The sequence below is a fragment of the Pantoea coffeiphila genome (assembly GCF_016909495.1).
Lineage (GTDB): Bacteria > Pseudomonadota > Gammaproteobacteria > Enterobacterales > Enterobacteriaceae > Erwinia > Erwinia coffeiphila.
This window is the reverse complement of record NZ_JAFBFW010000001.1, coordinates 650,366-674,542: the sequence shown is the minus strand read 5'-3', so window position 1 is coordinate 674,542 and position 24,177 is coordinate 650,366. Positions and strand designations below refer to the sequence as shown.

Here is a 24,177-nt window from a genome sequence, read left to right as displayed (position 1 = left end):
GGCCTGTTTATTCGATGATGCGGGAAGAAAGCAGAATAACCCTTCATAGTCTCCGTGTTTTATCCACGCTCCGCGATTTACACTAGTTCCTGCACCTGCCTTCGGGGATGTTCCCGCGGGCACTGATGGAGACAGCATGCAATTTAATAATACCTGGTTCCAGGAACTGAGCGGCTGCTACAGCGCCGTATCGCCCACACCGTTAGCGAATCCGCGCCTGCTGTATCGTAACGCAGCGCTGGCGCGTGAACTGGGGCTGGGCGACGAGCTGTTCAACGTGGAGAACGTTGGGCTGTGGAGCGGCGACCGCCTGGCGGATGGCATGCAGCCGCTGGCGCAGGTCTATAGCGGTCATCAGTTCGGCGTCTGGGCCGGACAGCTCGGTGACGGGCGCGGGCTGTTGCTCGGTGAACAGCAGCTGGCCGACGGGCGTAAAGTTGACTGGCATCTGAAGGGAGCGGGGCTGACGCCTTATTCGCGGATGGGGGATGGGCGTGCGGTTCTGCGCTCCACGCTGCGCGAGTTTTTGGCTTCGGAAGCGATGCACGCGCTGGGCATCCCGACCACCCGGGCGCTGACTATTGTTGCCAGCGACGAACCCGTTTACCGCGAAACTACCGAACGCGGTGCGATGCTGCTGCGCGTTGCGGAGAGTCACCTGCGCTTTGGCCACTTTGAGCATTTTTACTACAGCGGCAACCAGCAAAAAGTCAACGAGCTGGCCGACTACGCTATTCGTCATCACTGGCCGCATCTGCAACAGGAAGCGGATAAATACCTGCTGTGGTTCAGCGACGTGGTGAAGCGCACCGCACGACTGATCGCCAGCTGGCAGAGCGTAGGGTTTGCCCATGGCGTAATGAACACCGATAACATGTCGATTCTCGGTCTGACGCTGGACTACGGCCCTTATGGTTTTCTGGATGACTACCAGCCGGAATTTATCTGCAACCATACCGACCATCAGGGACGCTACAGCTTTGAGAATCAGCCAATGATTGGGCTGTGGAACCTGAACCGCCTGGCGCATTCGCTCTCGGGCCTGATGACTACCGAGCAGCTTAAGCAGGCGCTGGCGAACTACGAACCGGAGCTGATGCGAGCCTGGGGCGAAAAAATGCGGGCGAAGCTGGGGCTGATGACCGCCGACAGGCACGACAACGATATTCTGACCGGGCTGCTGTCGTTAATGACGCGTGAGGGAAGCGATTACACCCGTACCTTCCGAATGTTGAGCGACAGCGAGCAGCAGCAGTCCCGTTCACCGCTGCGCGATGAGTTTATCGATCGCGATGCGTTCGACGGCTGGTATAACGTCTGGCGTCAGCGGGTCTTGCAGGAAGAGCGTAGCGATGAGGAACGCCAGCGGGCTATGAAACAGGCTAATCCGGCGGTAGTGCTGCGTAACTATCTGGCACAGCAGGTCATTGAGAAGGCGGAACAGGACGACACCAGCGCACTGGCGAGACTTCACCAGGCGCTGTCACATCCGTTTGAAGACATCGAAGAGTTCGGCGATCTGGCACGTCGACCGCCGGACTGGGGTAAAAAAATCGAGGTCAGCTGCTCCAGCTAGCGGCGCAGAGCCACCTGTGGCACCCCTTCGATCTGATGCGGGTGCACCATCACGTCGGCGTGATACCAGCGCGTCAGCGTCTCTTCATCCAGCACGTCGGCCGGCGTGCCTTCGGCTACCAGTTTCCCCTGCGCCAGCAGTATCACACGGTCCGACCACAGCGACGCAAGATTCAGATCGTGCAGCACGCAGCAGACGCTGAGCGAATGCTGTTGGGTCAGCTGCGACAGCAGGCGCAGCAGGTGCTGCTGGTGATAGAGATCCAGTGCGGAGGTCGGTTCATCAAGGAACAGCCAGCCTCGGGGTCCGTCCTGCTGCCACAGCTGCGCCAGCGCGCGGGCCAGCTGTACCCGCTGCTGTTCACCGCCGGAAAGCTGCAGGAAGTCGCGATTAGCCAGATTCACACAGCCGGTCAGCGCCATCACTTCCTGAACGATCGCCTTTTGCGGCTGTCCGGGCCAGGGCGCACGGCCCATCGCCACCACATCGGCTACGCTGAGCGGGAAGCTCATATTGCTTTGCTGGCGCATTACCGCGCGCTGCTGCGATAATTTTGCCGGTGACCAGGCCGCCAGCGGCTTGCCGTTAAGCGTGCACTGCCCGCGCTGTGGCGTGTAGAAACCGGTCAGCAGACGCAGCAGTGTCGATTTACCGGCCCCGTTTGGCCCAATCAGCGATACCAGCTCACCGGGACGCAGACTGAGGGAGATATCTTCAAGCAACCAGCGCTGGCCCGGGTTATAGCCCAGACCGCTGGCTGTTAATGACTCATCCATTCATACCTCCACGGCGGCGCAGGATCAGCCACAGGAACCACGGACCGCCTATCAGGCTGGTGAGCAAACCAACGGGCATTTCTGCAGGAGCTACCAGCGTGCGCGCCAGCGTATCTGAAATCAGCAGCAGGATGGCACCGCTGAGCAGCGAAGAGGGCAGTAGCCAGCGATGATCGCCACCGAGCCAGAAGCGCATCAGATGCGGCACGACCAGGCCGATAAAGCCGATAATACCGCTGACAGATACCGCAGCGGCGACCAGCAGCGCGCTGAGCACCAGCAGATAGCGCTGAGTACGCGGCACATCAACGCCGAGATAGTGCGCTTCTTCCTCACCCAGCTGCAGCAGGTTGAGGCGCCCGGCAAGGCGCTGAACCAGCACCATCGCCGGTAACACCACCGAGGCGCAGACCAGTACGGTTGGCCACTGCGCGGAACCCAGACTGCCCATGCCCCACAGCGATAGCTGGCGCAGCTGCTGGTCGGTGCTGACCCACGACAGCACGCCCACGGCAGCGGCACAGAGGGCATTGATCGCAATCCCCACCAGCAGCAGGCGGCTCAGTCCGCTAAAACCCTGGCGGCTGAGCAGGAAAATTAGCACCGTTACCGCAATACTGCCGATAAACGCCGCGAACAGCGGTACATACAGCGCGAAAATTCCCGGCAGCGAAACAGACATGACGATGGAGAACGCCACCGCCAGCGCCGCACCGCTGCTGATCCCCAGCAGGCCAGGATCGGCCAGTGGGTTACGGAACAGACCCTGCATGACGCAGCCGGAGAGCGCCAGAGCACCGCCAACGATAACGGCCAGCAGTACGCGGGGCAGGCGAATAGTAAACCAGATTTGCCACAGGCTGCTGTCCGTTCCGGCGTGCCACAGCATCGGCAGCGACAGCTTCATCGCCCCGATATTGGCTGCGCTGACGGCGAGCGTCAGCAGCAGCAGCAGTAAAATGCCCAGCCAGCGTAAGGCGCGTGCTGACATCACTTAATGGTTTCCGCGGTCTGGCGCAGCTTCAGAATAGCCGCAGGGGTATCGATACCGAAACCCAGCAGTGCCATATCATCAACCACCAGCAGCTGCTTGTTTTTCGCCGCCGGAGTCAATGCCAGACCCGGCAGTTTCCACAGGTTTGCTTCACCGCCGACGGTTTTCAGACCATCGGTGGTGATCACAATCAGCTGTGGCGCACTGGCAACCACGCCTTCCTGCGACAGTGCCTGATAACGGTTTACCGAAGCCATGGCGTTTTGCAGACCTGCCGCCTGGATAGCGCTGTCAGCAGACGTACCGCTGCCCGCAGCCATAGTGCCCATGCCCTGGTGGGCGAGGATAAACAGCACCTTCACCGGCAGCTGAGTTTTAGGAATGCTGGCCAGCTCGCTGGAGATCTTCGCCTGAAGCGCTTTACCTTCCTGCTCGCGATGCAGCGCGACGGCAACAGTTTCAATTTTCTGATTGATTGCAGAGACGTCGGTCTTACCGGTGACATCGACCACTTTCACGCCGTTTTTCGCCACCTGTTCCAGCGCCAGCGCCGGTTTAGCCAGTTCGGTGGTCAGCACCAGCGTCGGTTTCAGCGCGAGAATGCCTTCAGGGTTCAGCATGCGCATATAGCCGACGTCGGGCAGTTTCTTCACTTCTTCCGGGTGCAGACTGGTGGTGTCACGTGCGACGAGATCTTTCTGTCCGTTAAGGGCATAGATAATCTGCGTTACATCGCCACCGATGCTGACGATGCGCTCAGCGGCCAGGGTTGAAAACGACAGCGGTAAAACGCAAAGCGCGGCTAACCATGATTTCATGCTGAAACTTCCTCGCTGCTGAGGGTTGCTAACTGTTCGCGCCACTGGCTCTGTTCCGGCTGACCTTCGCTACGCTGACCGTAAAGCTGGGCGATCTGCGTGCCGTCAGCGGCGAAAAGCTCAAGGCTGGTGACAATACCGTCGGCGGTCGGTTTACGGGTGATCCAGGTTTCGGCAATTTCCAGCTCCTGCAGGTGCAGGGTGAATGCCGGGTTGAAGATATTCAGCCAGTTGTGCATCGGCATCAGTTTCTCAATCACGCCGGTGAAAATCTGGGTGCAGGCGCGGTTGCTGACGAAAATCATGATTTCGTTGCCGTCGCGCTTAACGGTTTCCAGCAGCGTCGCCAGTGACGTATTGCTGACGCGGGTCGCCAGATCGTCGGCAACGGCGCGGAAAGCCTGCTGGCGGGATACGTTGTGGCGCTTCAGCAAACGGAAGAACTGGTGCACGTCGGTCATTGCACGCCACTCGCTTTCCAGCAGTGAGGCATCCACGCTGTCGGCAAAGCTGGCCGGCTCGGCGGCGGCTACGCTGAATTCAGCGGCCGGTTCGGCGTTGAATTCTTCCAGCACGGCCTGCCAGGCATCCATATCGGTTTTATCGGTCGCGTAGACTTTCAGCACCGCATCGCCCTGGCGATCGAAGAACTGAATGCTCTGACGTTCGCCGTGGCCGGTCATTTCCTGCAGATGGAACACGCTGGCCCACTGATTCACAAACACGCGCAGATCCAGGGCGCGCGGGTTCAATACGATCCCGGCATGTTCATTGATATGGATATTGTTAAAGGTGCCCAGCTGTTCATGAACGGCATATTCGTTGCGGGTGATGCATTTGGTTTCACCCACTTTTTCCAGCGCGTGCAGCAGTTCGCGCATCGCAGGGCGCAGTGGAGCAGCCTGATGGCCAACGCGCGCAGCGGTCAACTCGGCTTCGCTGATCCCCATCAGCGCAGCAAGATCGCGGGCATATTTTTTCGGATGCTCTTCTTTTAATTCGGTGTAACGTTGGTATTGCGCTGTCATTGCTGCTCCTCACAAAGTTCATCCACTGACAATCGTCAGTGACAATCATTACCACTGATGGCTCGTAAATTCATGGCTGCCGATCGCATACTCGGGAGCGATCACACAGAATAGCCGTTGATAGAAAAAGGATATTCATTATCAGAATGATAATCATTATCAGGGAAAGGTGGCGGTAATCAAGCAGAAATTCAGCTTATTGACGAGGGAGAGCATAGAAGTTGAAAGACTGGCCATAAAATGGCCAGCCAGAAGATTAAAAACGACTGTCGATAGCGTCCGCCAGCTGCGCCAGAACGGCGGCGCTGTCATCCCATCCCAGGCAGGGATCGGTGATGGACTGGCCCCAGGTCAGCGGCGTGTCCGGCAGAACTTTTTGCGCTCCTTCCTGCAGGAAACTTTCAATCATCACCCCGGCAATCGCCGTTGAGCCGTTGCGGATCTGCCCGGCGATGGAGGCTGCAACGTCTTTCTGTCGACGGTGCTGTTTCAGGCAGTTACCGTGACTGAAGTCGATCACCATCTGCGTCGGCAGGCGATGTTCGGTAAGTGCCGCGGCGGCTTCAGCAATGTCCTGTGCATGGTAGTTAGGCTGCTTGCCGCCGCGCATAATGATATGGCCGGAAGGATTGCCGCTGGTCTGGTAGATCGTCATCTGCCCCTGCTTGTCAGGAGAGAGGAACATGTGACTGACGCGGGCCGCACGAATAGCATCTACGGCGATACGGATATTGCCGTCGGTGCCGTTTTTGAAGCCGACCGGGCAGGAGAGCGCAGAGGCCATTTCACGGTGAATCTGGCTTTCAGTGGTGCGCGCGCCGATAGCGCCCCAGCTAATCAGGTCAGCAATAAACTGCCCGATCACCATATCGAGAAATTCAGTGGCGGTGGGCATACCCAGGGCATTGATATCCAACAGCAGCTTGCGTGCCACTTCCAGCCCGTGGTTAACGCGGAAACTGCCGTCCAGATCCGGGTCTGAAATCAGTCCTTTCCAGCCCACTACCGTGCGCGGCTTTTCAAAATAGGCCCGCATCACGATTTCCAGCCGGGACTGATACTTATCGCGCAGTTCGTTGAGGCGTGAGGCGTACTCCAGTGCTGCAGCGGGATCGTGCAGCGAGCAGGGGCCGATGACCACCAGCAGACGCTTGTCCTCGCCCGAAAGAATGCGGGCAATACGCTGGCGGGAGGTCATCACAGTTTCGGCAACGGCTGGGGTAATGGGGTGTCTGGCAAGCAGTTCGGCAGGCGTTATCAGGCTGTCGATGCGCGCGGTCCGCAGTTCATCTGTTTTATTCATGGTCTTCTCTAAATTTTTGTCTTCGCAACGGCAGGAATACCGGGAAGTAATGGCGATCACCTTAAAGCAAACGGCGATGATTTCAACCATCGCCGCAGGATAAATGCCATAAAAAAACCGCAGGCCGTCGGTTTGCCCGGCGTCAGTACATGCGTCGCGCCAGTCCCATGATATCGAGGATCTTGGTGGCGATTTCTTCTACCGAATAGTTGGTACTGTTGAGATAGCGGATCTGATTGGTGCGGAACAGAGCTTCAACTTCACCGACTTCCAGTCGGCACTGGCGCATTGAGGCGTAACGGGTATTCACCGCGCGCTCCTGGCGAATCGCCGCCAGACGTTCCGGGTCGATGGTCAGGCCAAACAGCTTGTTCTGGAACGGCTTCAGCGCGGGCGGCAGCTTCAGGTTATCCATATCGTCGGCGATAAACGGATAGTTCGCCGCTTTGATACCGAACTGCATCGCCAGATAAAGGCTGGTCGGGGTTTTACCGCAGCGCGATACGCCGAGGAGTATCACCTGTGCTTCCTCCAGCCCGCGCAGAGAAATACCGTCATCGTGGGCCAGCGTGTAGTCAATGGCGGCAATACGGGCGTCGTATTTGCCCAGGTTGCTGGCGGTCAGACCGTGGGTACGGTTAGCGACTGGCGCAGGCGCAACGCCCAGCTCCTGCTGGAGCGGTGCCACCAGCGACTGAACGATGTCCTGGCAGAATCCATCACTTTGTAAAATGATCTCGCGGATTTCCGGCGTAACGATAGAGATAAACACCAGAGGGCGAATACCGCTGTGCTGATAAATGGTGTTGATTTGTGCTTTCACTGCCTGTGCCCGCTGCACGTTCTCCACAAAGGGCAGCGTCACGCTGTTGGTTTCCACCGGGAACTGGGAAAGTACGGCATGACCCAGCACCTCGGCGGTTATTGCCGTACCATCTGAAATATAGAAAACACTGCGTTCGGCATTCACGTCCATTTTATCTCCAGATTGAGCTATGCGGGCAGACTAATTTATTTCCGATGCAGAAAGCAAACTGTGATTTCATCGACAAAATAAAATGAAAAATCCAAATAAATGATGATTTGAAATTTTTATTCTTATAATATTTGCAGTATCATTTCATTAAGCATAAATGAAATGACGTTTCTGTTTACTATTCATTTTATGCGTCCCTTCTTTTTAAATCATTCTCAAAAGGAATCCTGTTTTTGTTGCGCAAACAAATTTGCGCGATTTAGGAGTGATTTTTTAACTTAATGAAAATAAAAGTATTTATTTTTTAATTTGATTTCTTCCAGTCATTATCCTGCGCAGAGTTGTCTTAAAAACGTCGCCGCCGAGTTGCTTGAACGATTCAACACTTTCTCAACCCTCCGATGTTGTGACAGTCTCACTAAGCAATGCTGTATCCCTTATTCCTAATTAAATCTTACAAGGATTGCTTCAATGTCCAATAAAGGCCAATTGCCGCTCGTGCTCTGGTATAACGAACTTGGCATGCACGATGTCGATCGGGTGGGAGGCAAAAATGCTTCTCTGGGTGAAATGATTACTAACCTGTCATCACTGGGTGTGTCCGTGCCGAATGGCTTTGCGACAACCTCTGATGCTTTCAACCAGTTCCTTGATCAAAGCGGCGTTAACCAGCGTATCTATGAACTGCTGGATAAGACCGATATTGATGATATTGATCAGCTGGCGAAAGCGGGTAAGCAGATCCGTCAGTGGATTATCGACACGCCTTTCCAGCCGGAGCTGGAACTGGCTATCCATCAGGCCTATGACCAGCTGTCCTCTGACGATGCTGAAGCGTCGTTTGCCGTACGCTCTTCGGCGACGGCAGAAGACATGCCGGATGCGTCGTTTGCCGGGCAGCAGGAAACCTTCCTGAACGTGCAGGGTTATGACGCGGTGCTGGTGGCGGTGAAGCACGTATTCGCCTCACTGTTTAACGACCGCGCGATCTCTTACCGCGTGCATCAGGGCTATGACCACCGTGGCGTGGCGCTCTCTGCCGGTGTTCAGCGCATGGTGCGTTCTGACCTGGCGTCATCGGGCGTGATGTTCACCATTGATACCGAATCGGGCTTCGATCAGGTGGTCTTTATCACCGCTGCGCTGGGCCTGGGTGAAATGGTGGTGCAGGGTGCGGTTAACCCTGATGAATTCTACGTGCACAAACCGACGCTGGCCGCGGGCCGCCCGGCGATTGTGCGCCGCAATATGGGATCGAAAAAAATCCGCATGGTCTATGCCGACTCGCAGGAACACGGCAAGCAGGTAGCGATCGAAGACGTGCCGGAAGCCGAGCGCGACCGCTTCAGTCTGACCGACAAAGAAGTTGAAGCGCTGGCGGTGCAGGCGGTGCTGATTGAGAAACACTACCAGCGTCCAATGGACATTGAATGGGCGAAAGATGGTCACACCGGCAAGCTGTTTATCGTGCAGGCGCGACCGGAAACCGTGCGTTCTAACGGTCAGGTGATGGAGCGCTACAACCTGCAGGGCAAAGGCAAAATTCTGGTTGAGGGCCGCGCAATCGGCCATCGTATCGGTGCCGGTGAAGTGAAGGTGATTCACGATATCAGCGAGATGGGCCGCATTGAGAAAGGCGACGTGCTGGTAACGGATATGACCGACCCGGACTGGGAACCGATCATGAAGAAAGCGTCGGCGATTGTGACCAATCGCGGCGGTCGTACCTGCCATGCGGCAATTATTGCCCGTGAGCTGGGTATTCCGGCGGTAGTCGGCTGCGGTGATGCGACCGACCATCTGAAAGACGGCCAGAAAGTGACCGTGTCCTGTGCGGAAGGTGATACCGGCTACGTGTATGACGATCTGCTCGACTTCGAGGTGAAAAGCTCGCAGGTTGACGAAATGCCGTCGCTGCCGCTGAAGGTGATGATGAACGTCGGCAACCCGGATCGTGCGTTCGACTTCGCCTGCCTGCCGAATGAAGGCGTAGGTCTGGCGCGTCTGGAATTTATTATCAACCGTATGATTGGCGTTCACCCGCGTGCCCTGCTGGAATTCGATCAGCAGACGCCGGAACTGCAGCAGCAGATCCGCGGGATGATGAAAGGGTTTGATGACCCGGTGGAGTTCTACATCGCCCGTCTGACCGAAGGGATTGCAACGCTGGGTGCGGCGTTCTCGCCTAAGCGCGTGATCGTTCGTCTGTCTGATTTTAAGACTAACGAATATGCCAACCTGGTTGGCGGCGAGCGCTACGAACCTGAGGAAGAGAACCCGATGCTGGGCTTCCGTGGTGCCGGTCGCTATGTTGCCGACAACTTCCGCGACTGCTTCGCGTTAGAGTGCGCGGCCGTTAAGCGCGTTCGTAACGAGATGGGCCTGACTAACGTTGAAATCATGGTGCCGTTCGTGCGTACCGTGGCTCAGGCGAAGGCGGTGGTTGAAGAGCTGGAACGTCAGGGACTGAAGCGCGGCGAGAACGGGCTGAAGATCATCATGATGTGTGAGATCCCGTCCAACGCGCTGCTGGCTGAGCAGTTCCTGGAATACTTCGACGGCTTCTCTATCGGCTCCAACGATATGACCCAGCTGGCGCTTGGCCTTGACCGCGATTCAGGCGTGGTGTCTGAGCTGTTTGACGAGCGTAATGACGCGGTGAAAGCGCTGCTGTCTATGGCGATCCGCGCGGCGAAGAAGAAGGGTAAATACGTCGGCATCTGCGGTCAGGGTCCGTCGGACCATGAGGATTTTGCGGCCTGGCTGATGGAGGAGGGGATCGACAGTCTGTCCCTGAACCCGGATACCGTGGTGCAGACCTGGCTGTCGCTGGCTGAGATTAAGAAGTAATGTCTTTCATAAAGGGCGTGTGATGCTCCCTTTTTCGGATACACCGAGGCGTGTTTTCAGCCTTCGGTGATTATCTGAGGCACTTATAAAAACCGCTCTCGTTTTCGATGGCGGTTTTTTTGTTTTGTTGGCTGGTGGCTGTTAGATCGGTGCCGGCTGTCTCCCTGCTGACTATCTTGTCGCTATAACGCTGAGCTGTTGTCATTAGTTTGGGGTAGTTCTGATAAGGGGGACAACAGACATCTATTATTGTCGTCTTATGACCATAGGCGTTCATCTCAGCGTTGCGGGTTGCGCCGATGCCGCAGTAGTCCCCACAACATCCCCCACAATCACAACCAGCGGCCACATAATTGCAGCCAGGACCTCCGCTGGGCAGATTTGAAAACATCAATCGCTAAATAGCGAGACTCACTCCGTCAAAACGCAGCCAAAAAAAAGCCCATCGCAGAGGATGGGCAAAGACTACACACAGCAATTTTGTACTTCACTCAGGGGAAAGGGTGTTTAGAAATCAGTAGCTTGATTTCAAACATGGATTCAATACTAAGCAACACGCATTCTGGCGTCATTAAGAATCATCTCATTAGTTTAAAATCAATAATGCATTCACGGGCAGATGGCCAATTATTGTCATTTATTCAGAAGAAAAGGTTAACAAAAGTGCTGATTTGGCCTGTTTGCATGCTGTTTTAAGTTAATACAGTCAAGATTTGCTAATAAAATGAAGGTGGGGCCGTAAGGATGGTTTTTTGTTGCTAATGATTGCGACCAGCGATACTGGCCGCGTTAATCATTCTGAGAGCTGAGAGCTGAGAGCTGAGAGCTGAGAGCTGAGAGCTGAGAGCTGAGAGCTGAGAGCTGAGAGCTGAGAGCTGAGAGCTGAGAGCTGAGATTTGCGATCAGAGTTGTCGCGGATTATCGTTCTCAAATTCGACCAGCTCTTCGACTACCATCGTCGGATCGTCACTGGGAACCGGGACCTCGTGGACCCATACGGAGAGAAGCCGATAGGAAACCGCTAACACCACCGGACCAATAAATAGCCCAATCATGCCGAAAGCTACCAGACCACCGATCACCCCGGAAAGGATCAGCAGCAGCGGCAGGTCGGCACCCATGCGGATTAGCATCGGGCGCAGCACGTTATCCAGCGTGCCGACCACGCAGCTCCAGATCACCAGCACGGTTGCCCATGACGTGTCGCCGCTCCAGTACAGCCAGATAATCGCCGGGATAAGTACCGTCAACGGTCCCAGCTGCACCAGACAGGAGAAGATCATGAGCACGGTCAGCAGCGTGGCGTAGGGAATGCCGGTAATCGCCAGTCCAATACCGCCAAGCACACCCTGCACCAGTGCGGTGACCACCACGCCCAGCGCAACGGCGCGTATTGCCTGACCGGCAAGCAGTACGGCAGCATCACCACGGCGGGCGGCAAGGCGGAAGGCAAAATGACGTATCCCGCGCCCAACCTGCTCGCCGCGCCAGTACAGCAGCATACTGAACAACAGCATCAGACCAAGATGCAGCATAAAGCGGCCAAAATATCCCGCCTGAGCCACAAAGAAGCCGGTAGTACGGCCGATATAGGGTTGGATTTTTGCCATCAGGGCGGTACCGCCACCGGCAATCAGGGTGTGATAACCAGAATAGAGATTATCCCCGATCATCGGCACATCGTTCAGCCACTCCAGCTTTGGCATTTCCAGGCGTCCGGAACTGATCATGGCGATAACCGGCGCGCTGGAATCCAGCAAGCTGTTAACCAGTAGTGAAATCGGAATAATAAACACCAGCAGCAGCAGCAACGTCATCGCGATAACCGCCAGGGAGCGGCGTCCCCACAGCAGCCGTTGGATCTTAGTCATCAGTGGCCAGGTGGCGATGACCACCATGCTGGCCCAGGCAAAGCTCAGGATAAAAGGCTGAATTACCCAGAAGCAGGCGATGATCGCAATGCTGATAAACAGCAGCGTAAACACAATCTGCGGCAAGTCCCAACCTTTATAAACATTCTTCATGTGTGAACCATAACCTCGGGTCAGTAAATTCCCTATTCGCGGCGACCGGGTGGGGAGCGCGAATAATTTGTCATTCTGTCTTCAATCATTTTATTTCTGAAAATCCGCGCCAGCGCGACAGTTACGCTAAGGCAGCTGGTTTAATCATGATGTATGAAACGATTTTGTGACATACACAACAGGTTATTCTTTTGTTTCGTTTTTTGAAATAACGGCAGGTCATAAAAAAATGTGATAAAACGGATAGCTGCGTCATTTACGACACGCAGAATGATCCATACAACATTTTGGTCACCCGATAATGATCCCACAGATTTCCCAGGCACCGGGCCTTGTTCAACTGGTGCTGACGTTTTTGGATACACTGAAGCAGGAAGGTTTTACCGGTGATACGGCTACCAGCTATGCCGATCGCCTGATAATGTCGACCGATAACAGTATTTACCAGCTGCTACCCGACGCAGTTGTCTTTCCCCGCTCTACCGCTGATGTTGCGTTGATCGCCCGCCTTGCCGGTGAAGAACGCTTCGAGTCGCTGGTTTTTGCGCCGCGTGGCGGCGGCACCGGCACCAACGGTCAGTCTCTGAACCGTGGGATTGTGGTAGATATGTCGCGCCATATGAAGCGCATCCTGGAAATTAATACCGAAGAAGGCTGGGTAAAAGTTGAAGCGGGCGTGATTAAAGATCAGCTCAACGCCTACCTTAAGCCCTACGGCTATTTCTTCTCTCCTGAATTGTCCACCAGTAACCGCGCCACCCTTGGCGGGATGATTAATACGGATGCCTCCGGGCAGGGGTCGCTGGTTTATGGTAAAACCTCCGATCACGTCCTTGGCCTGCGAGCGGTTCTGCTCGGCGGTGATATTCTGGATACCCGAGAAATGCCTGTCGAACTGGCGGAGCAGCTGGCGCAGCAGCAGGGGGCTGAAGGGAATATCTATCGCGTTGTGCTGGATCGCTGCCGCCAGCAGCGTCAGCTGATCCTGGATAAGTTTCCCAAACTAAACCGATTTCTTACCGGCTACGATCTTCGCCATGTACTGAGCGACGACCTGCAGCAATTTGACCTGACTCGCCTGCTGTGTGGGGCCGAAGGTACGCTGGCCTTTATTACCGAGGCGCGGCTGGATATCACGCCGATCCCTAAAGTGCGGCGGCTGGTCAATATCAAATATGACTCGTTTGATTCCGCGCTGCGCAATGCGCCGTTTATGGTGGAAGCCAAAGCGCTGTCGGTTGAAACCGTTGACTCTAAAGTGCTTAACCTGGCGAAGGAAGATATTGTCTGGCACTCGGTCAGCGAACTGATTTCCGACGTGCCGGATAAAGAGATGCTCGGCCTGAATATGGTTGAGTTCGCCGGGAATGATAAAGCGCTGATTGACGGCCAGGTTGACTCGCTCTGTGAACGGCTGGACACGCTGATGACGGAAGGTCAGGGCGGCGTGATTGGTTATCAGCTTTGTAACGACGTCGGCGGCATTGAGCGTATCTACGGCATGCGTAAAAAAGCGGTAGGTCTGCTGGGTAATGCGAAAGGCCGGGCTAAGCCGCTGCCCTTCGTTGAGGACACGGCGGTGCCACCGGAAAACCTGGCGGACTATATCGTTGAGTTTCGTGCGCTGCTCGACAGCCATAATCTGAGCTACGGCATGTTCGGCCACGTTGACGCCGGAGTTCTGCACGTTCGTCCCGCGCTCGATATGTGCGATCCGCAACAGGAGATCCTGATGAAAAAGGTCTCCGATGAGGTGGTGGCACTGACCGCCCGGTATGGCGGCCTGCTGTGGGGAGAGCACGGGAAGGGCTTCCGCGCGGAATACAGTCCGGCGTTCTTTGGCGAAGAGCTGTATAGCGAGCTTCGGCGCATCAAAGCAGCCTTTGACCCGGCTAACCGGTTAAATCCCGGAAAAATCTGCGCGCCGATCGGTGTTGACGATCCCATGTTGAAAGTTGATGCGGTTAAGCGTGGAACCTGGGACAGACAAATCCCCATTTCGGTGCGCAGCGACTGGCGCGGTGCGATGGAGTGTAACGGTAACGGGCTGTGCTTTAACTTTGATGTGAACAGCCCGATGTGCCCATCGATGAAAATCACCAGCAATCGCATGCATTCACCGAAAGGGCGCGCCACACTGACGCGTGAATGGCTGCGCCTGCTGGCTGAGCAGGGCGTCGATCCCCTGGTGCTGGAGAAGCAGCTGCCGTCAAAAGGCATCAGCCTGCGCGGGATGATCCAGCGGACCCGCAACAGCTGGCATGCACGGCGCGGGGAATATGATTTTTCACATGAGGTGAAGGAGGCGATGTCCGGCTGTCTGGCCTGTAAAGCCTGTTCTACCCAGTGCCCGATTAAAATCGATGTGCCGGGCTTCCGTTCGCGCTTCCTGCAGTTGTATCACACTCGCTATCTGCGCCCGGTCAGTGACTACCTGGTGGCTACGGTTGAAAGCTACGCGCCGCTGATGGCCATCGCGCCGAAAACCTTTAACTTCTTCCTGCGCCAGCGCTGGATTGGCGCGCTGAGTAAACGCCAGTTAGGTATGGTGGATCTGCCGCTGCTCTCCTCACCGACGCTGAAACAGCAGCTGTCGAAGCACCGCAGCGCGGCGACGACCCTGGAACAGCTTGAGCAGATGAGCGTCGAACAGCGTGCGCAGCACGTGCTGGTGGTGCAGGACCCGTTCACCAGCTATTACGAAGCGCAGCTGATTGGTGATTTTGTGCAGTTGATTGACCGGCTTGGTTTTACGCCGGTGGTGCTGCCGTTCTCACCCAATGGTAAAGCGCAGCACGTGAAAGGCTTCCTGCAGCAGTTTGCCCGTACGGCGCAGAAAACATCAGATTTCCTTAATCGCGTGGCCCAATTGGACCTGCCGATGGTCGGTGTCGACCCGGCGCTGGTACTTTGCTACCGCGATGAATACCGCCAGGTACTGGGGGATAAACGCGGTGACTTCAATGTGCAGCTGGTGCATGAGTGGTTGCAGAATGCACTGGTGGATCGGGATATTCAGCCGGTCAGCGGGGAAGCCTGGTATCTGTTCGGCCACTGTACTGAAGTGACCGCGCTGCCGGGTTCGATCAAGCAGTGGGAAACGATCTTCTCGCGTTTCGGTGCAAAACTGGAAAGTATCAGCGTGGGCTGCTGCGGCATGGCGGGAACCTACGGTCATGAAACTAAAAACCTGGAAAACTCACTGGGTATCTTTGAACTGTCCTGGCAGAAGGCGCTACAAAAGCTGCCCCGTCAGCGCTGTCTGGCTAGCGGTTATTCCTGCCGCAGCCAGGTGAAACGCGTTGAAGGAAGCGGTATGCGCCATCCGCTGCAGGCTTTACTGGAGATTGTCTGATGGCTATCTGGAAACGTGAAGTAACGCTTGAACAGCTGAACCTTCACAGCAAAGGCACCATGGTAGAGCACCTCGGCATCCGTTTTACCGCACTGAATGATGACAGTGTTGAAGCGGTGATGCCGGTTGATAACCGTACCCGACAGCCGTTCGGGCTACTGCACGGCGGGGCCTCAGTGACACTGGCCGAAACGCTGGGGTCGATGGCGGGCTATCTCTGCACTCAGGGAGATCAGCAGGTGGTCGGTCTGGAAATTAATGCCAATCACGTGCGGTCGGCGCGGGAAGGGGAGGTGCGCGGCGTTTGTCGCGCCACCCACATTGGACGCACGCATCAGGTATGGCAGATCGAGATTTACGGGCCTGACAGTCGATTATGCTGTAGCTCGCGCTTAACAACGGCGGTGATAACCCAATAACCCCAAATTATCCGGGGTTTTTAGCTGCTCTGCCACGCGGTATACTGGTACCGGGACTACATAATCCACGAAGCGTGTTTCACAAAATCGCTTTGCAGTACCGTTGCCTTATCCCATTCACCGTTGAGTGCCAGCTGATGACACAGGCGACTGAGGGAATGGCGCGCCAGCTGCCAGGCCTGCATGCGGAACAGTCGTTCGCGGGATGTATTGCTCAGCTCAACAACCAGTCGTTGATGAAGTTTGCCCATTGCGTGCAGATAGCTCTGATCATCACCGTTCAGCTGGCAAAGCTCAGCCATATCGAGACAGGTATCATTGAACTTGCGTAATTGCTCAATGGTGCATTCCGGGCGGTTCAGCTTTGCCTGTGCCATATAGAAATCGACGGTGATATCACGTACGGAAAACTTATATTCATCAATCTTGTGTTGCAGCCACGCACTCATCGACAGATTCATTGCTGGTCCCAATCGCGCTAATGATAATCATTATCATATTATAACTGCGTTAATATTCAATCACCCGGCGGGATTTTTTATCGATAAATGCCGCCTTTCAAAAAAATTGGTATTAACGATAAGCGCGATAAGGGATTTAGGTGAATGATTATTATTAAGAAGTGGCTTGAGATTACAACTTAGAAACATTTTGTTTTCAACAATTTATCTTTTGCGGTTTTGACCTGAAGAGCACGTCACAATCTGTTTCGCAGGGGCTAAACTTACTCAATAAGATTAGAAAAACACCCAAAGGGTAATATCCCTGCAAAACAAGAGGTTGAAGTGATACAGGTTATCACTAACATAGAGGCACTAGCCCGAAGGGCTAACGTATCGCGAGGTAATTTATGCAATCAGCAAATCCAGCATCTTTTTCTCCAGATGACTTTATCTGGAAAGGATTGACGCTCACCGACAGCGCCGCCAAACAAATCAGCAGCCTTGCCGCTGGCGATCCTGAAATCAAAGGTTTGAAGCTGGGCGTGAAGACGTCAGGCTGCGCCGGTTTTGGTTACACCATGGATCTGGTGAAGGAGACGGCGAAGGATGATTTGGAGTTTAGCCATAACGGTGCATCGCTGTTCGTGCCCCTTCAGGCAATGCCCTACATTGACGGTACGGAAGTTGATTTCGTCCGTGAAGGTCTGAACCAGATTTTTAAATTTAATAACCCTAAAGCTCAACACGCCTGTGGCTGTGGTGAAAGCTTTGGCGTTGAGTAAACTCTATGTCTCGTAATACTGACGCATCTGATGATGTACAGGTTTGGGAAGGCGGCCATCAGAAATATAAAGAAGGCTTCTTTACCCAACTGGAAACCGAAGAATTTGCCCACGGCATCAACGAAGATGTGGTGCGCGCGATCTCGGCCAAGCGTAATGAACCTGAGTGGATGCTGGATTTCCGCCTGAAGGCGTTCGCGGCCTGGCTGGAAATGGAAGAGCCGCACTGGCTGAAAGCCAACTATAAAAAACTGGATTACCAGGATTACAGCTATTACTCCGCGCCGTCCTGCGGCAGCTGTGATGATGCCTGTGCCTCAGAGCCGGGTGCCACTCAGACCTCCGGTAGCGAAGCGCCAAACTACCTGACGCAGGAAGTGGAAGAGGCCTTTAAACAGCTGGGTGTTCCGGTGCGCGAAGGCCAGGAAGTGGCGGTTGATGCCATCTTTGACTCCGTGTCTGTTTCCACCACCTACCGCGACAAGCTGGCGAAAGAAGGCATCATCTTCTGTTCATTCGGGGAAGCGATTCACGATCACCCGGAGCTGGTTAAACAGTATCTGGGTACCGTGGTGCCGGCCAACGACAACTTCTTTGCCGCGCTGAACTCCGCTGTTGCCTCTGACGGCACCTTTGTGTACATCCCGAAAGGCGTACGCTGCCCGATGGAGCTGTCGACCTATTTCCGCATCAACGCAGCGAAAACCGGGCAGTTCGAGCGCACGATCCTGATCGCCGATGAAGGCAGCTACGTGAGCTACATTGAGGGCTGCTCTGCCCCGGTGCGCGACACCTATCAGCTGCATGCGGCGGTGGTTGAAGTGATCATCCACAAAGACGCAGAGGTGAAGTATTCCACCGTGCAGAACTGGTTCTCCGGCGGCGATAGCGAAGGGGGTATTCTGAACTTCGTGACCAAGCGTGCACTGTGCGAAGGCGAAAACAGCAAGATGTCCTGGACCCAGTCTGAAACCGGTTCAGCCATTACCTGGAAGTACCCGAGCGTGATTCTGCGCGGCGACAACTCCATCGGTGAGTTCTTCTCTGTTGCGCTGACCAGCGGACGTCAGCAGGCCGATACCGGCACCAAGATGATCCACATCGGTAAAAATACGAAATCGACGATTATTTCGAAGGGTATTTCAGCCGGTAAGAGCGAAAACACCTATCGCGGCCTGGTGAAGATCATGCCGACGGCGACCAATGCGCGTAACTTCACTCAGTGCGACTCGATGCTGATTGGTGCTGACTGCGGCGCGCATACTTTCCCGTATGTGGAAGTGCGCAATAACACGGCCCAGCTGGAGCACGAAGCGACAACGTCACGTATTGGTGAAGATCAGCTGTTCTACTGCCTGCAGCGTGGCATTAGCGAAGACGATGCGATTTCAATGATCGTTAACGGCTTCTGCAAAGACGTCTTCTCTGAGCTGCCGCTGGAGTTTGCGGTAGAAGCGCAAAAACTGCTGGCAATCAGCCTGGAACACAGCGTGGGCTAAGCCCGCGCCAAGAACTTTACCCAAGGGTATTTACAGTGCCGGAAAGCACTGCAAAGGAAACCATATGTTAAGCATTAAAGATTTACAGGTCAGCGTTGAAGATAAAGCTATCCTGCGTGGGTTGAATCTTGAGATCAAACCCGGTGAAGTTCACGCCATTATGGGACCAAATGGCTCAGGGAAAAGTACGCTGTCTGCAACGCTGGCAGGGCGCGAAGATTACGAAGTGACCGGTGGCTCCGTCGAGTTTAAAGGTAAAGATCTGCTGGAACTGGACCCGGAAGAACGTGCTGGTGAAGGCATCTTCATGGCCTTCCAGTACCCGGTTGAGATCCCGGGCGTGAGCAACCAGTTCTTCCTGCAAACTTCCGTGAATGCGGTGCGTAAATACCGCGAACAGGAAGAGCTGGACCGCTTTGATTTCCAGGACTTTATCGAAGATAAAATCCACCTGCTTAAGATGCCTGAAGATCTGCTGACTCGTTCAGTTAACGTGGGTTTCTCCGGCGGTGAGAAAAAACGCAATGACATCCTGCAGATGGCCGCGCTGGAGCCGGATCTGTGCATCCTGGATGAAACCGACTCCGGTCTGGACATTGATGCATTGAAGATTGTGGCGAACGGCGTGAACACCCTGCGCGACGGCAAACGTTCTTTCATCATCGTAACTCACTATCAGCGTATCCTTGACTACATCAAGCCTGATTTCGTTCACGTGCTCTATCAGGGCAAAATCGTTAAATCAGGAGATTTCTCGCTGGTGAAACAGCTGGAGGAGCAAGGCTATGGCTGGCTTACCGACGAAGAGTGATAACGCGCTGCAACAGTGGCACCACCTGTTCGAAACCCGCGCCGGGCATCGCTCAATGCAGGCCCAGCAGCACTGGCAGCAGCTGCTGCGCGAAGGTCTGCCTACGCGCAAGCAGGAAAACTGGAAATATACGCCACTGGATGCGTTGTTCGATCATCAGTTCGTTCTGCCGCAGCAGGCTGAACTGACAGCAGAAAACATTGATACACTGGCGCTGGCGATTGATGCCGTGCGTCTGGTCTTTGTTGATGGGCGCTTTTCCGCCGCGTTGAGCGATGCCGAACACGACCTGTTCAGCATCCAGGTCACCGGTTCCGGCGAACGCCGCGAGCTGAATGCACCGATACAGCCGGAGGTGTTCCTGCATCTGACCGAAAGCCTGGCCGAAGAGTCTACGCTGATCCATCTGGCTCGGGGTAAGGCTGCGGAGCGTCCGCTGTATCTGTTGCATATCAGCAGCGGCAGCGCGGCAGGTGAGATGAACACTTCGCACTATCGCCATCATCTGCAGCTGGATGAAGCGGCTGAAGCGACGATCATTGAGCACTATGTCACCCTGAATAATGCCACGCACTTTACCGGCGCGCGTTTTACCGCCGACGTGGGTAACGGTGCGGCGCTGACCCACTACAACTTCGCCTTCGAAGATCAGAGCAGCTACCACTTCTCGCATAACGATCTGGTGCTGGGCCGCGATGTGCGCGTTCAGAGCCACAGCTTCCTGCTGGGTGCGGGCCTGACCCGTCATAATACCAGCGGACAGTTGAACGGCGAGGGCAGCGATCTGGTGATCAATACGCTGATGCTGCCGATTGATAAAGATGTGTGCGACAGCCGTACCTATCTGGAACACAACAAAGGCTACTGCCAGAGTCGCCAGCTGCATAAAACCATCGTGCGCGATCGTGCTCGTGCCGTATTCAACGGCATGATCAAAGTGGCGAAGCACGCCCTGAAGACCGACGGTCAGATGTCCAACAATAACCTGCTGCTGGGCCGCCTCGCCGAAGTGGATACCAAGCCGCAGCTGGAAATCTATGCCGATGACGTCAAGTGCGGCCACGGTGCGACCATTGGCCGTATCGACGAAGAGCAGATGTTCTATCTGCGCGCGCGTGGTATTTCGCAGGATGCTGCTCAGCGCATGATTATTTATGCGTTTGCTGCCGAGCTGACCGAGGCGATTGGCGATGACACGCTGAGAGAAGCTGTCATGCAGCGTATTGCTCAACGCTTTCCCGGAGGTTTGCAATGAGTTTTGATCTGGCTCGGGTACGGGCGGATTTCCCGCTGCTGACGCGTGAGGTTAACGGGCAACCGCTGGCCTACCTCGACAGCGCTGCCAGCGCACAAAAGCCGCAGGTGGTGATTGATGCAGAGAGCCAGTTCTATGAGCACGGTTACGCTGCCGTTCACCGTGGCATCCATACGCTGAGCGCGGAAGCCACCACTGAGATGGAAAATGTGCGTGTTCAGGCTGCGCGTTTCCTCAATGCGCCGTCGACGGAAGAGATTGTGTTTGTCAAAGGTACCACCGAGGCAATTAACCTCGTGGCCAACAGCTGGGGCAGCAGTCAACTGCAGCCCGGCGACAACATCATCATTACCGAGATGGAACACCACGCCAATATCGTTCCGTGGCAGATGGTGGCCCAGCGTACCGGAGCGGAAGTGCGCTTTATCCCGCTCAACGCTGACGGCGAGCTGGATCTGGCTAAACTCCCTGAGCTGATTGATTCACGTTCCCGACTGCTGGCGGTGACCCAGGTTTCCAACGTGCTGGGCACCGTTAACCCGGTGAAAGCGCTGGTGGCGCAGGCGAAAGCGGCGGGGCTGGTGACGCTGATCGACGGTGCGCAGGCTATCATGCACGGGCAGGTTGACGTGCAGGATATCGACTGTGATTTTTATGTCTTCTCCGGGCATAAGATCTACGGACCGACCGGTATTGGTATCCTGTATGGCCGTAAGGCGCTGCTGGACCAGATGCCGCCGTGGGAAGGGGGCGGTTCGATGATCGCCACCGTCAGCCTGACCGAAGGCACCACCTATGCTGCTGTACCGGGTCGGTTTGAGGCGGGAACGCCGAATACCGGTGCGATTATCGGCCTGGGGGCGGCACTCAAGTACGTGACCGAACTGGGGCTGGATGCAATCCAGCGGCGTGAACAACAGCTGATGCACTACGCGATGGATAAACTGGCCTCTGTACCGGATCTGGTTATCTACGGCCCTCAGGAGCGCAGCGGCGTAATTGCCTTTAATCTGGGCAAGCATCACGCCTACGACGTGGGCAGTTTCCTCGATCAGTACGGTATTGCGATTCGCACCGGCCATCACTGTGCGATGCCGTTAATGCAGCACTACGGCGTTCCGGCGATGTGTCGCGCCTCGTTTGTTCTGTATAATAGCGAAGAAGAAGTCGATCGCCTGGCGGCGGGGTTAATTCGTATTCACCGTCTGCTGGGGGGCTGATCGCTCTCTGAGCAGGAGCGATTTCAGCCTTAAAAGGGCGAGGCATGCCTCGCCCTTTCTACGTGTTTACCCGATAGAGTCATGTCGTTAAGAAGCCGATTTAAGTGAGGAAGCAATGGCAACTCTGCCAGATAAAGAAAAACTGGTGCGCAACTTCAACCGTTGCGCAAATCAGGAAGAGAAGTATCTGTATATTATTGAACTGGGTTCGCGCCTTGAGGCCGCATCCGAAAATCTTCACCAGCAGGAAAATATCGTTCCGGGCTGTCAGAGCCAGGTTTGGGTGATCGTTGATCTTGATGAGAATGGCCAGGTCCGCCTGCAGGGCGACAGCGATGCCGCACTGGTTAAAGGACTGATTGCTATTGTCTTTGCCGTTTACCAGAAGATGTCGCCGCAGGAAATTATCGATTTTGATGTTCGCCCTGTGTTTGCCGAACTGTCTCTGACCCAGCAGCTTACGCCATCCCGTTCTCAGGGACTGGAAGCCATGATTCGTGCCATACGTCAGAAAGCGCTGATTCTCACCGGCGCGTGAGTTGCTAAACTACTCGGTCTGCGCCCCGCTGATATACAGTGGGGTTGTTCTCCCTTCATAACCGAGAAAAACGCATGAAACCTTTGTTCCGTTTTGCATTTATGGTCACGCTGCTGACCGGGGCGTACAACGCCAGTGCTACAGAATATCCCCTCCCGCCCGACGACAGCCGTTTGATTGGGGAAAACAGTACGTACATCGTGCCCAATGACGGAAGGCCGCTGGAAGCGGTAGCGAAGGAGTATATGATTGGCCTGCTGGGCATGCTGGAAGCCAATCCGGGAACCGACCCCTGGCTGCCGAAAGCCGGTACGCAGTTAACGATCCCCACCCAGATGCTGCTACCGGACACGAAACGTGAAGGTATCGTGATCAACGTAGCGGAGCTGCGGCTTTACTACTATCCGAAAGATGAAAACAAAGTGATTGTCTACCCGATTGGCATCGGTCAACTGGGTGCCAATACCCCGGCGATGGTCACCAGCATCAGCCAGAAAATCCCCAACCCAACGTGGACCCCCACCCCTAACATCCGCAAGCGCTACGCAGCCAAAGGCGAGATCCTGCCTGTCACCGTGCCTGCCGGGCCTGATAACCCGATGGGCCTGTATGCGATGCGTCTGGCTTATGGCAAGGGCCACTATCTGATCCACGGCACGAATGCTGATTTTGGTATCGGTATGCGCGTCAGCTCCGGCTGCATCCGCCTGCGCCCTGACGATATTGAAGCGCTGTTCAACAGCGTGCCGAAGGGAACGCGCGTTCAGGTGATTAACCAGCCGGTGAAGTATGCCGTAGAGCCTGATGGCAAGCGTTGGATCGAGGTCCACCAGCCGCTGTCGCATAACGAGAATGACGATCCGCAAACCATGCCGATTGCGCTGAGCCCGGCCGCGAAGAAATTCATTAATAGCGCCAGCAGTGATGATGCGGTCATTAAAGCGGCATTAACGCGCCGTTCGGGTATGCCCGTTCTGGTTAGTGAAGGGGAAGTTGTGAAAGATGACTCGGCAGTACCCGAATTTCTTCACCAGAAGGGAGCAGAGGGATTTAAATCACAACCGGCGGGGATAACTCAGGTTGGGGGAGAAAGCGCTCAAAAATGATTACAGTGCGTTTGGCGGCGGGGTCAACATCCGCCGTCGGCGAAGCTGATTTGCAGGCAAAAAAAATGGCGCACAGTGTGCGCCATTTTCAGTACCAGAACTCTTACTTACGGTAAGAGTGAGCCTGGTTGTCCAGACGCTGGTTAGCACGAGCTGCGTCATCTTTAGCAGCCTGAACGTCAGAGCGAACTGCGTTCACGTCGTTGCTCAGCTGGTCAACTTTAGCGTTCAGAGTCTGAACGTCAGAAGACAGCTGGTCGATTTTAGCGTTGCTTGAGCAACCAGCCAGCAGAGTTGAACCCAGGATTACCGCGCCCAGTACCAGTTTAGTACGATTCATTATTTATACCCTCTAGATTAAGTTAATCTCCATGTAGCGTTACAAGTATTACACAAAGTATTTT

Annotated in this window: 20 protein-coding genes and 1 other RNA gene; 11 read left to right on the top strand and 10 right to left on the bottom strand. The window is 55.1% G+C overall.

All coding sequences use genetic code 11. The annotated features are described in order from the left end of the window. Positions 1-136 precede the first annotated feature (136 nt). Positions 137-1,576 (top strand): protein adenylyltransferase SelO, encoded by a 1,440-nt coding sequence (locus tag JOE09_RS03145; protein ID WP_205064753.1) that lies wholly within the window; start codon positions 137-139, stop codon positions 1,574-1,576. Here the strand turns inward: JOE09_RS03145 and JOE09_RS03140 are convergent. The 6 genes from JOE09_RS03140 to ppsR form a co-directional block, all read right to left on the bottom strand. Beyond that, a complete protein-coding gene (locus JOE09_RS03140; protein WP_205064752.1) occupies positions 1,573-2,352 on the bottom strand; it encodes a heme ABC transporter ATP-binding protein in 780 nt (259 codons plus the stop codon). The genes JOE09_RS03145 and JOE09_RS03140 overlap by 4 nt on opposite strands. Then, positions 2,345-3,346 (bottom strand): FecCD family ABC transporter permease, encoded by a 1,002-nt coding sequence (locus JOE09_RS03135; protein WP_105594986.1) that lies wholly within the window; start codon positions 3,344-3,346, stop codon positions 2,345-2,347. The genes JOE09_RS03140 and JOE09_RS03135 overlap by 8 nt, the downstream gene beginning before the upstream one ends. Beyond that, a complete protein-coding gene (locus JOE09_RS03130) occupies positions 3,343-4,164 on the bottom strand; it encodes a heme/hemin ABC transporter substrate-binding protein (RefSeq protein ID WP_105594985.1) in 822 nt (273 codons plus the stop codon). Before JOE09_RS03130 ends, JOE09_RS03135 begins: the two co-directional genes overlap by 4 nt. Further along, positions 4,161-5,192: a hemin-degrading factor gene (locus tag JOE09_RS03125; RefSeq protein ID WP_205064751.1), complete on the bottom strand. Its 1,032-nt coding sequence runs from the start codon at positions 5,190-5,192 to the stop codon at positions 4,161-4,163. The genes JOE09_RS03130 and JOE09_RS03125 overlap by 4 nt, the downstream gene beginning before the upstream one ends. Before the next feature lie 256 nt (positions 5,193-5,448). Next, positions 5,449-6,495, bottom strand: coding sequence for a 3-deoxy-7-phosphoheptulonate synthase (locus JOE09_RS03120; RefSeq protein ID WP_205064750.1), 1,047 nt, complete (start codon positions 6,493-6,495; stop codon positions 5,449-5,451). Between the two features lie 142 nt (positions 6,496-6,637). Beyond that, complete coding sequence (ppsR, locus tag JOE09_RS03115; protein WP_105594982.1) at positions 6,638-7,471, bottom strand: posphoenolpyruvate synthetase regulatory kinase/phosphorylase PpsR; 834 nt, start codon at positions 7,469-7,471, stop codon at positions 6,638-6,640. A gap of 471 nt (positions 7,472-7,942) precedes the next feature. Here ppsR and ppsA point away from each other — a divergent pair, with 471 nt between their 5' ends. Next, a complete protein-coding gene (gene ppsA / locus JOE09_RS03110) occupies positions 7,943-10,321 on the top strand; it encodes a phosphoenolpyruvate synthase (protein WP_205064749.1) in 2,379 nt (792 codons plus the stop codon). A 430-nt stretch (positions 10,322-10,751) separates the two neighbouring features. On the opposite strand, the gene rprA is transcribed toward ppsA, so the two are convergent. Both rprA and ydiK read right to left on the bottom strand, forming a co-directional pair. After that, an RNA gene (rprA, locus tag JOE09_RS03105) (antisense sRNA RprA) lies at positions 10,752-10,857 on the bottom strand. 366 nt (positions 10,858-11,223) lie between these two features. After that, complete coding sequence (gene ydiK, locus JOE09_RS03100; protein ID WP_205064748.1) at positions 11,224-12,345, bottom strand: AI-2E family transporter YdiK; 1,122 nt, start codon at positions 12,343-12,345, stop codon at positions 11,224-11,226. Positions 12,346-12,646: 301 nt separating this feature from the next. On the opposite strand from ydiK, the gene ydiJ reads away from it, so the two are divergent. Both ydiJ and JOE09_RS03090 read left to right on the top strand, forming a co-directional pair. Beyond that, positions 12,647-15,700: a D-2-hydroxyglutarate dehydrogenase YdiJ gene (gene ydiJ / locus JOE09_RS03095; RefSeq protein WP_205064747.1), complete on the top strand. Its 3,054-nt coding sequence runs from the start codon at positions 12,647-12,649 to the stop codon at positions 15,698-15,700. Then, a complete protein-coding gene (locus JOE09_RS03090; protein WP_205064746.1) occupies positions 15,700-16,119 on the top strand; it encodes a hotdog fold thioesterase in 420 nt (139 codons plus the stop codon). Before ydiJ ends, JOE09_RS03090 begins: the two co-directional genes overlap by 1 nt. Positions 16,120-16,175: 56 nt before the next feature. On the opposite strand, the gene JOE09_RS03085 is transcribed toward JOE09_RS03090, so the two are convergent. Then, positions 16,176-16,580: a hypothetical protein gene (locus tag JOE09_RS03085; RefSeq protein ID WP_105594977.1), complete on the bottom strand. Its 405-nt coding sequence runs from the start codon at positions 16,578-16,580 to the stop codon at positions 16,176-16,178. Between the two features lie 389 nt (positions 16,581-16,969). Here JOE09_RS03085 and sufA point away from each other — a divergent pair, with 389 nt between their 5' ends. The 7 genes from sufA (at position 16,970) to JOE09_RS03050 (ending at position 23,773) form a co-directional block, all read left to right on the top strand. Then, the gene (sufA, locus tag JOE09_RS03080) at positions 16,970-17,344 is read left to right on the top strand and encodes a Fe-S cluster assembly scaffold SufA (RefSeq protein WP_105594976.1); all 375 of its coding nucleotides are present in this window, start codon (positions 16,970-16,972) and stop codon (positions 17,342-17,344) included. Positions 17,345-17,349: 5 nt separating this feature from the next. Further along, a complete protein-coding gene (gene sufB / locus JOE09_RS03075; RefSeq protein WP_205064745.1) occupies positions 17,350-18,843 on the top strand; it encodes a Fe-S cluster assembly protein SufB in 1,494 nt (497 codons plus the stop codon). Positions 18,844-18,907: 64 nt separating this feature from the next. Next, positions 18,908-19,654 (top strand): Fe-S cluster assembly ATPase SufC, encoded by a 747-nt coding sequence (sufC, locus tag JOE09_RS03070; RefSeq protein WP_105594974.1) that lies wholly within the window; start codon positions 18,908-18,910, stop codon positions 19,652-19,654. Next, complete coding sequence (gene sufD, locus JOE09_RS03065) at positions 19,629-20,909, top strand: Fe-S cluster assembly protein SufD (protein WP_105594973.1); 1,281 nt, start codon at positions 19,629-19,631, stop codon at positions 20,907-20,909. Before sufC ends, sufD begins: the two co-directional genes overlap by 26 nt. Continuing rightward, complete coding sequence (sufS, locus tag JOE09_RS03060) at positions 20,906-22,129, top strand: cysteine desulfurase SufS (RefSeq protein ID WP_205064744.1); 1,224 nt, start codon at positions 20,906-20,908, stop codon at positions 22,127-22,129. Before sufD ends, sufS begins: the two co-directional genes overlap by 4 nt. A gap of 115 nt (positions 22,130-22,244) precedes the next feature. Beyond that, complete coding sequence (gene sufE, locus JOE09_RS03055) at positions 22,245-22,667, top strand: cysteine desulfuration protein SufE (protein WP_200544636.1); 423 nt, start codon at positions 22,245-22,247, stop codon at positions 22,665-22,667. 74 nt (positions 22,668-22,741) lie between these two features. After that, positions 22,742-23,773: a L,D-transpeptidase family protein gene (locus tag JOE09_RS03050; protein WP_205064743.1), complete on the top strand. Its 1,032-nt coding sequence runs from the start codon at positions 22,742-22,744 to the stop codon at positions 23,771-23,773. Positions 23,774-23,876: 103 nt separating this feature from the next. Here the strand turns inward: JOE09_RS03050 and JOE09_RS03045 are convergent, their stop codons facing one another. Beyond that, a complete protein-coding gene (locus JOE09_RS03045) occupies positions 23,877-24,113 on the bottom strand; it encodes a major outer membrane lipoprotein (RefSeq protein ID WP_006118977.1) in 237 nt (78 codons plus the stop codon). Positions 24,114-24,177 lie beyond the last annotated feature (64 nt).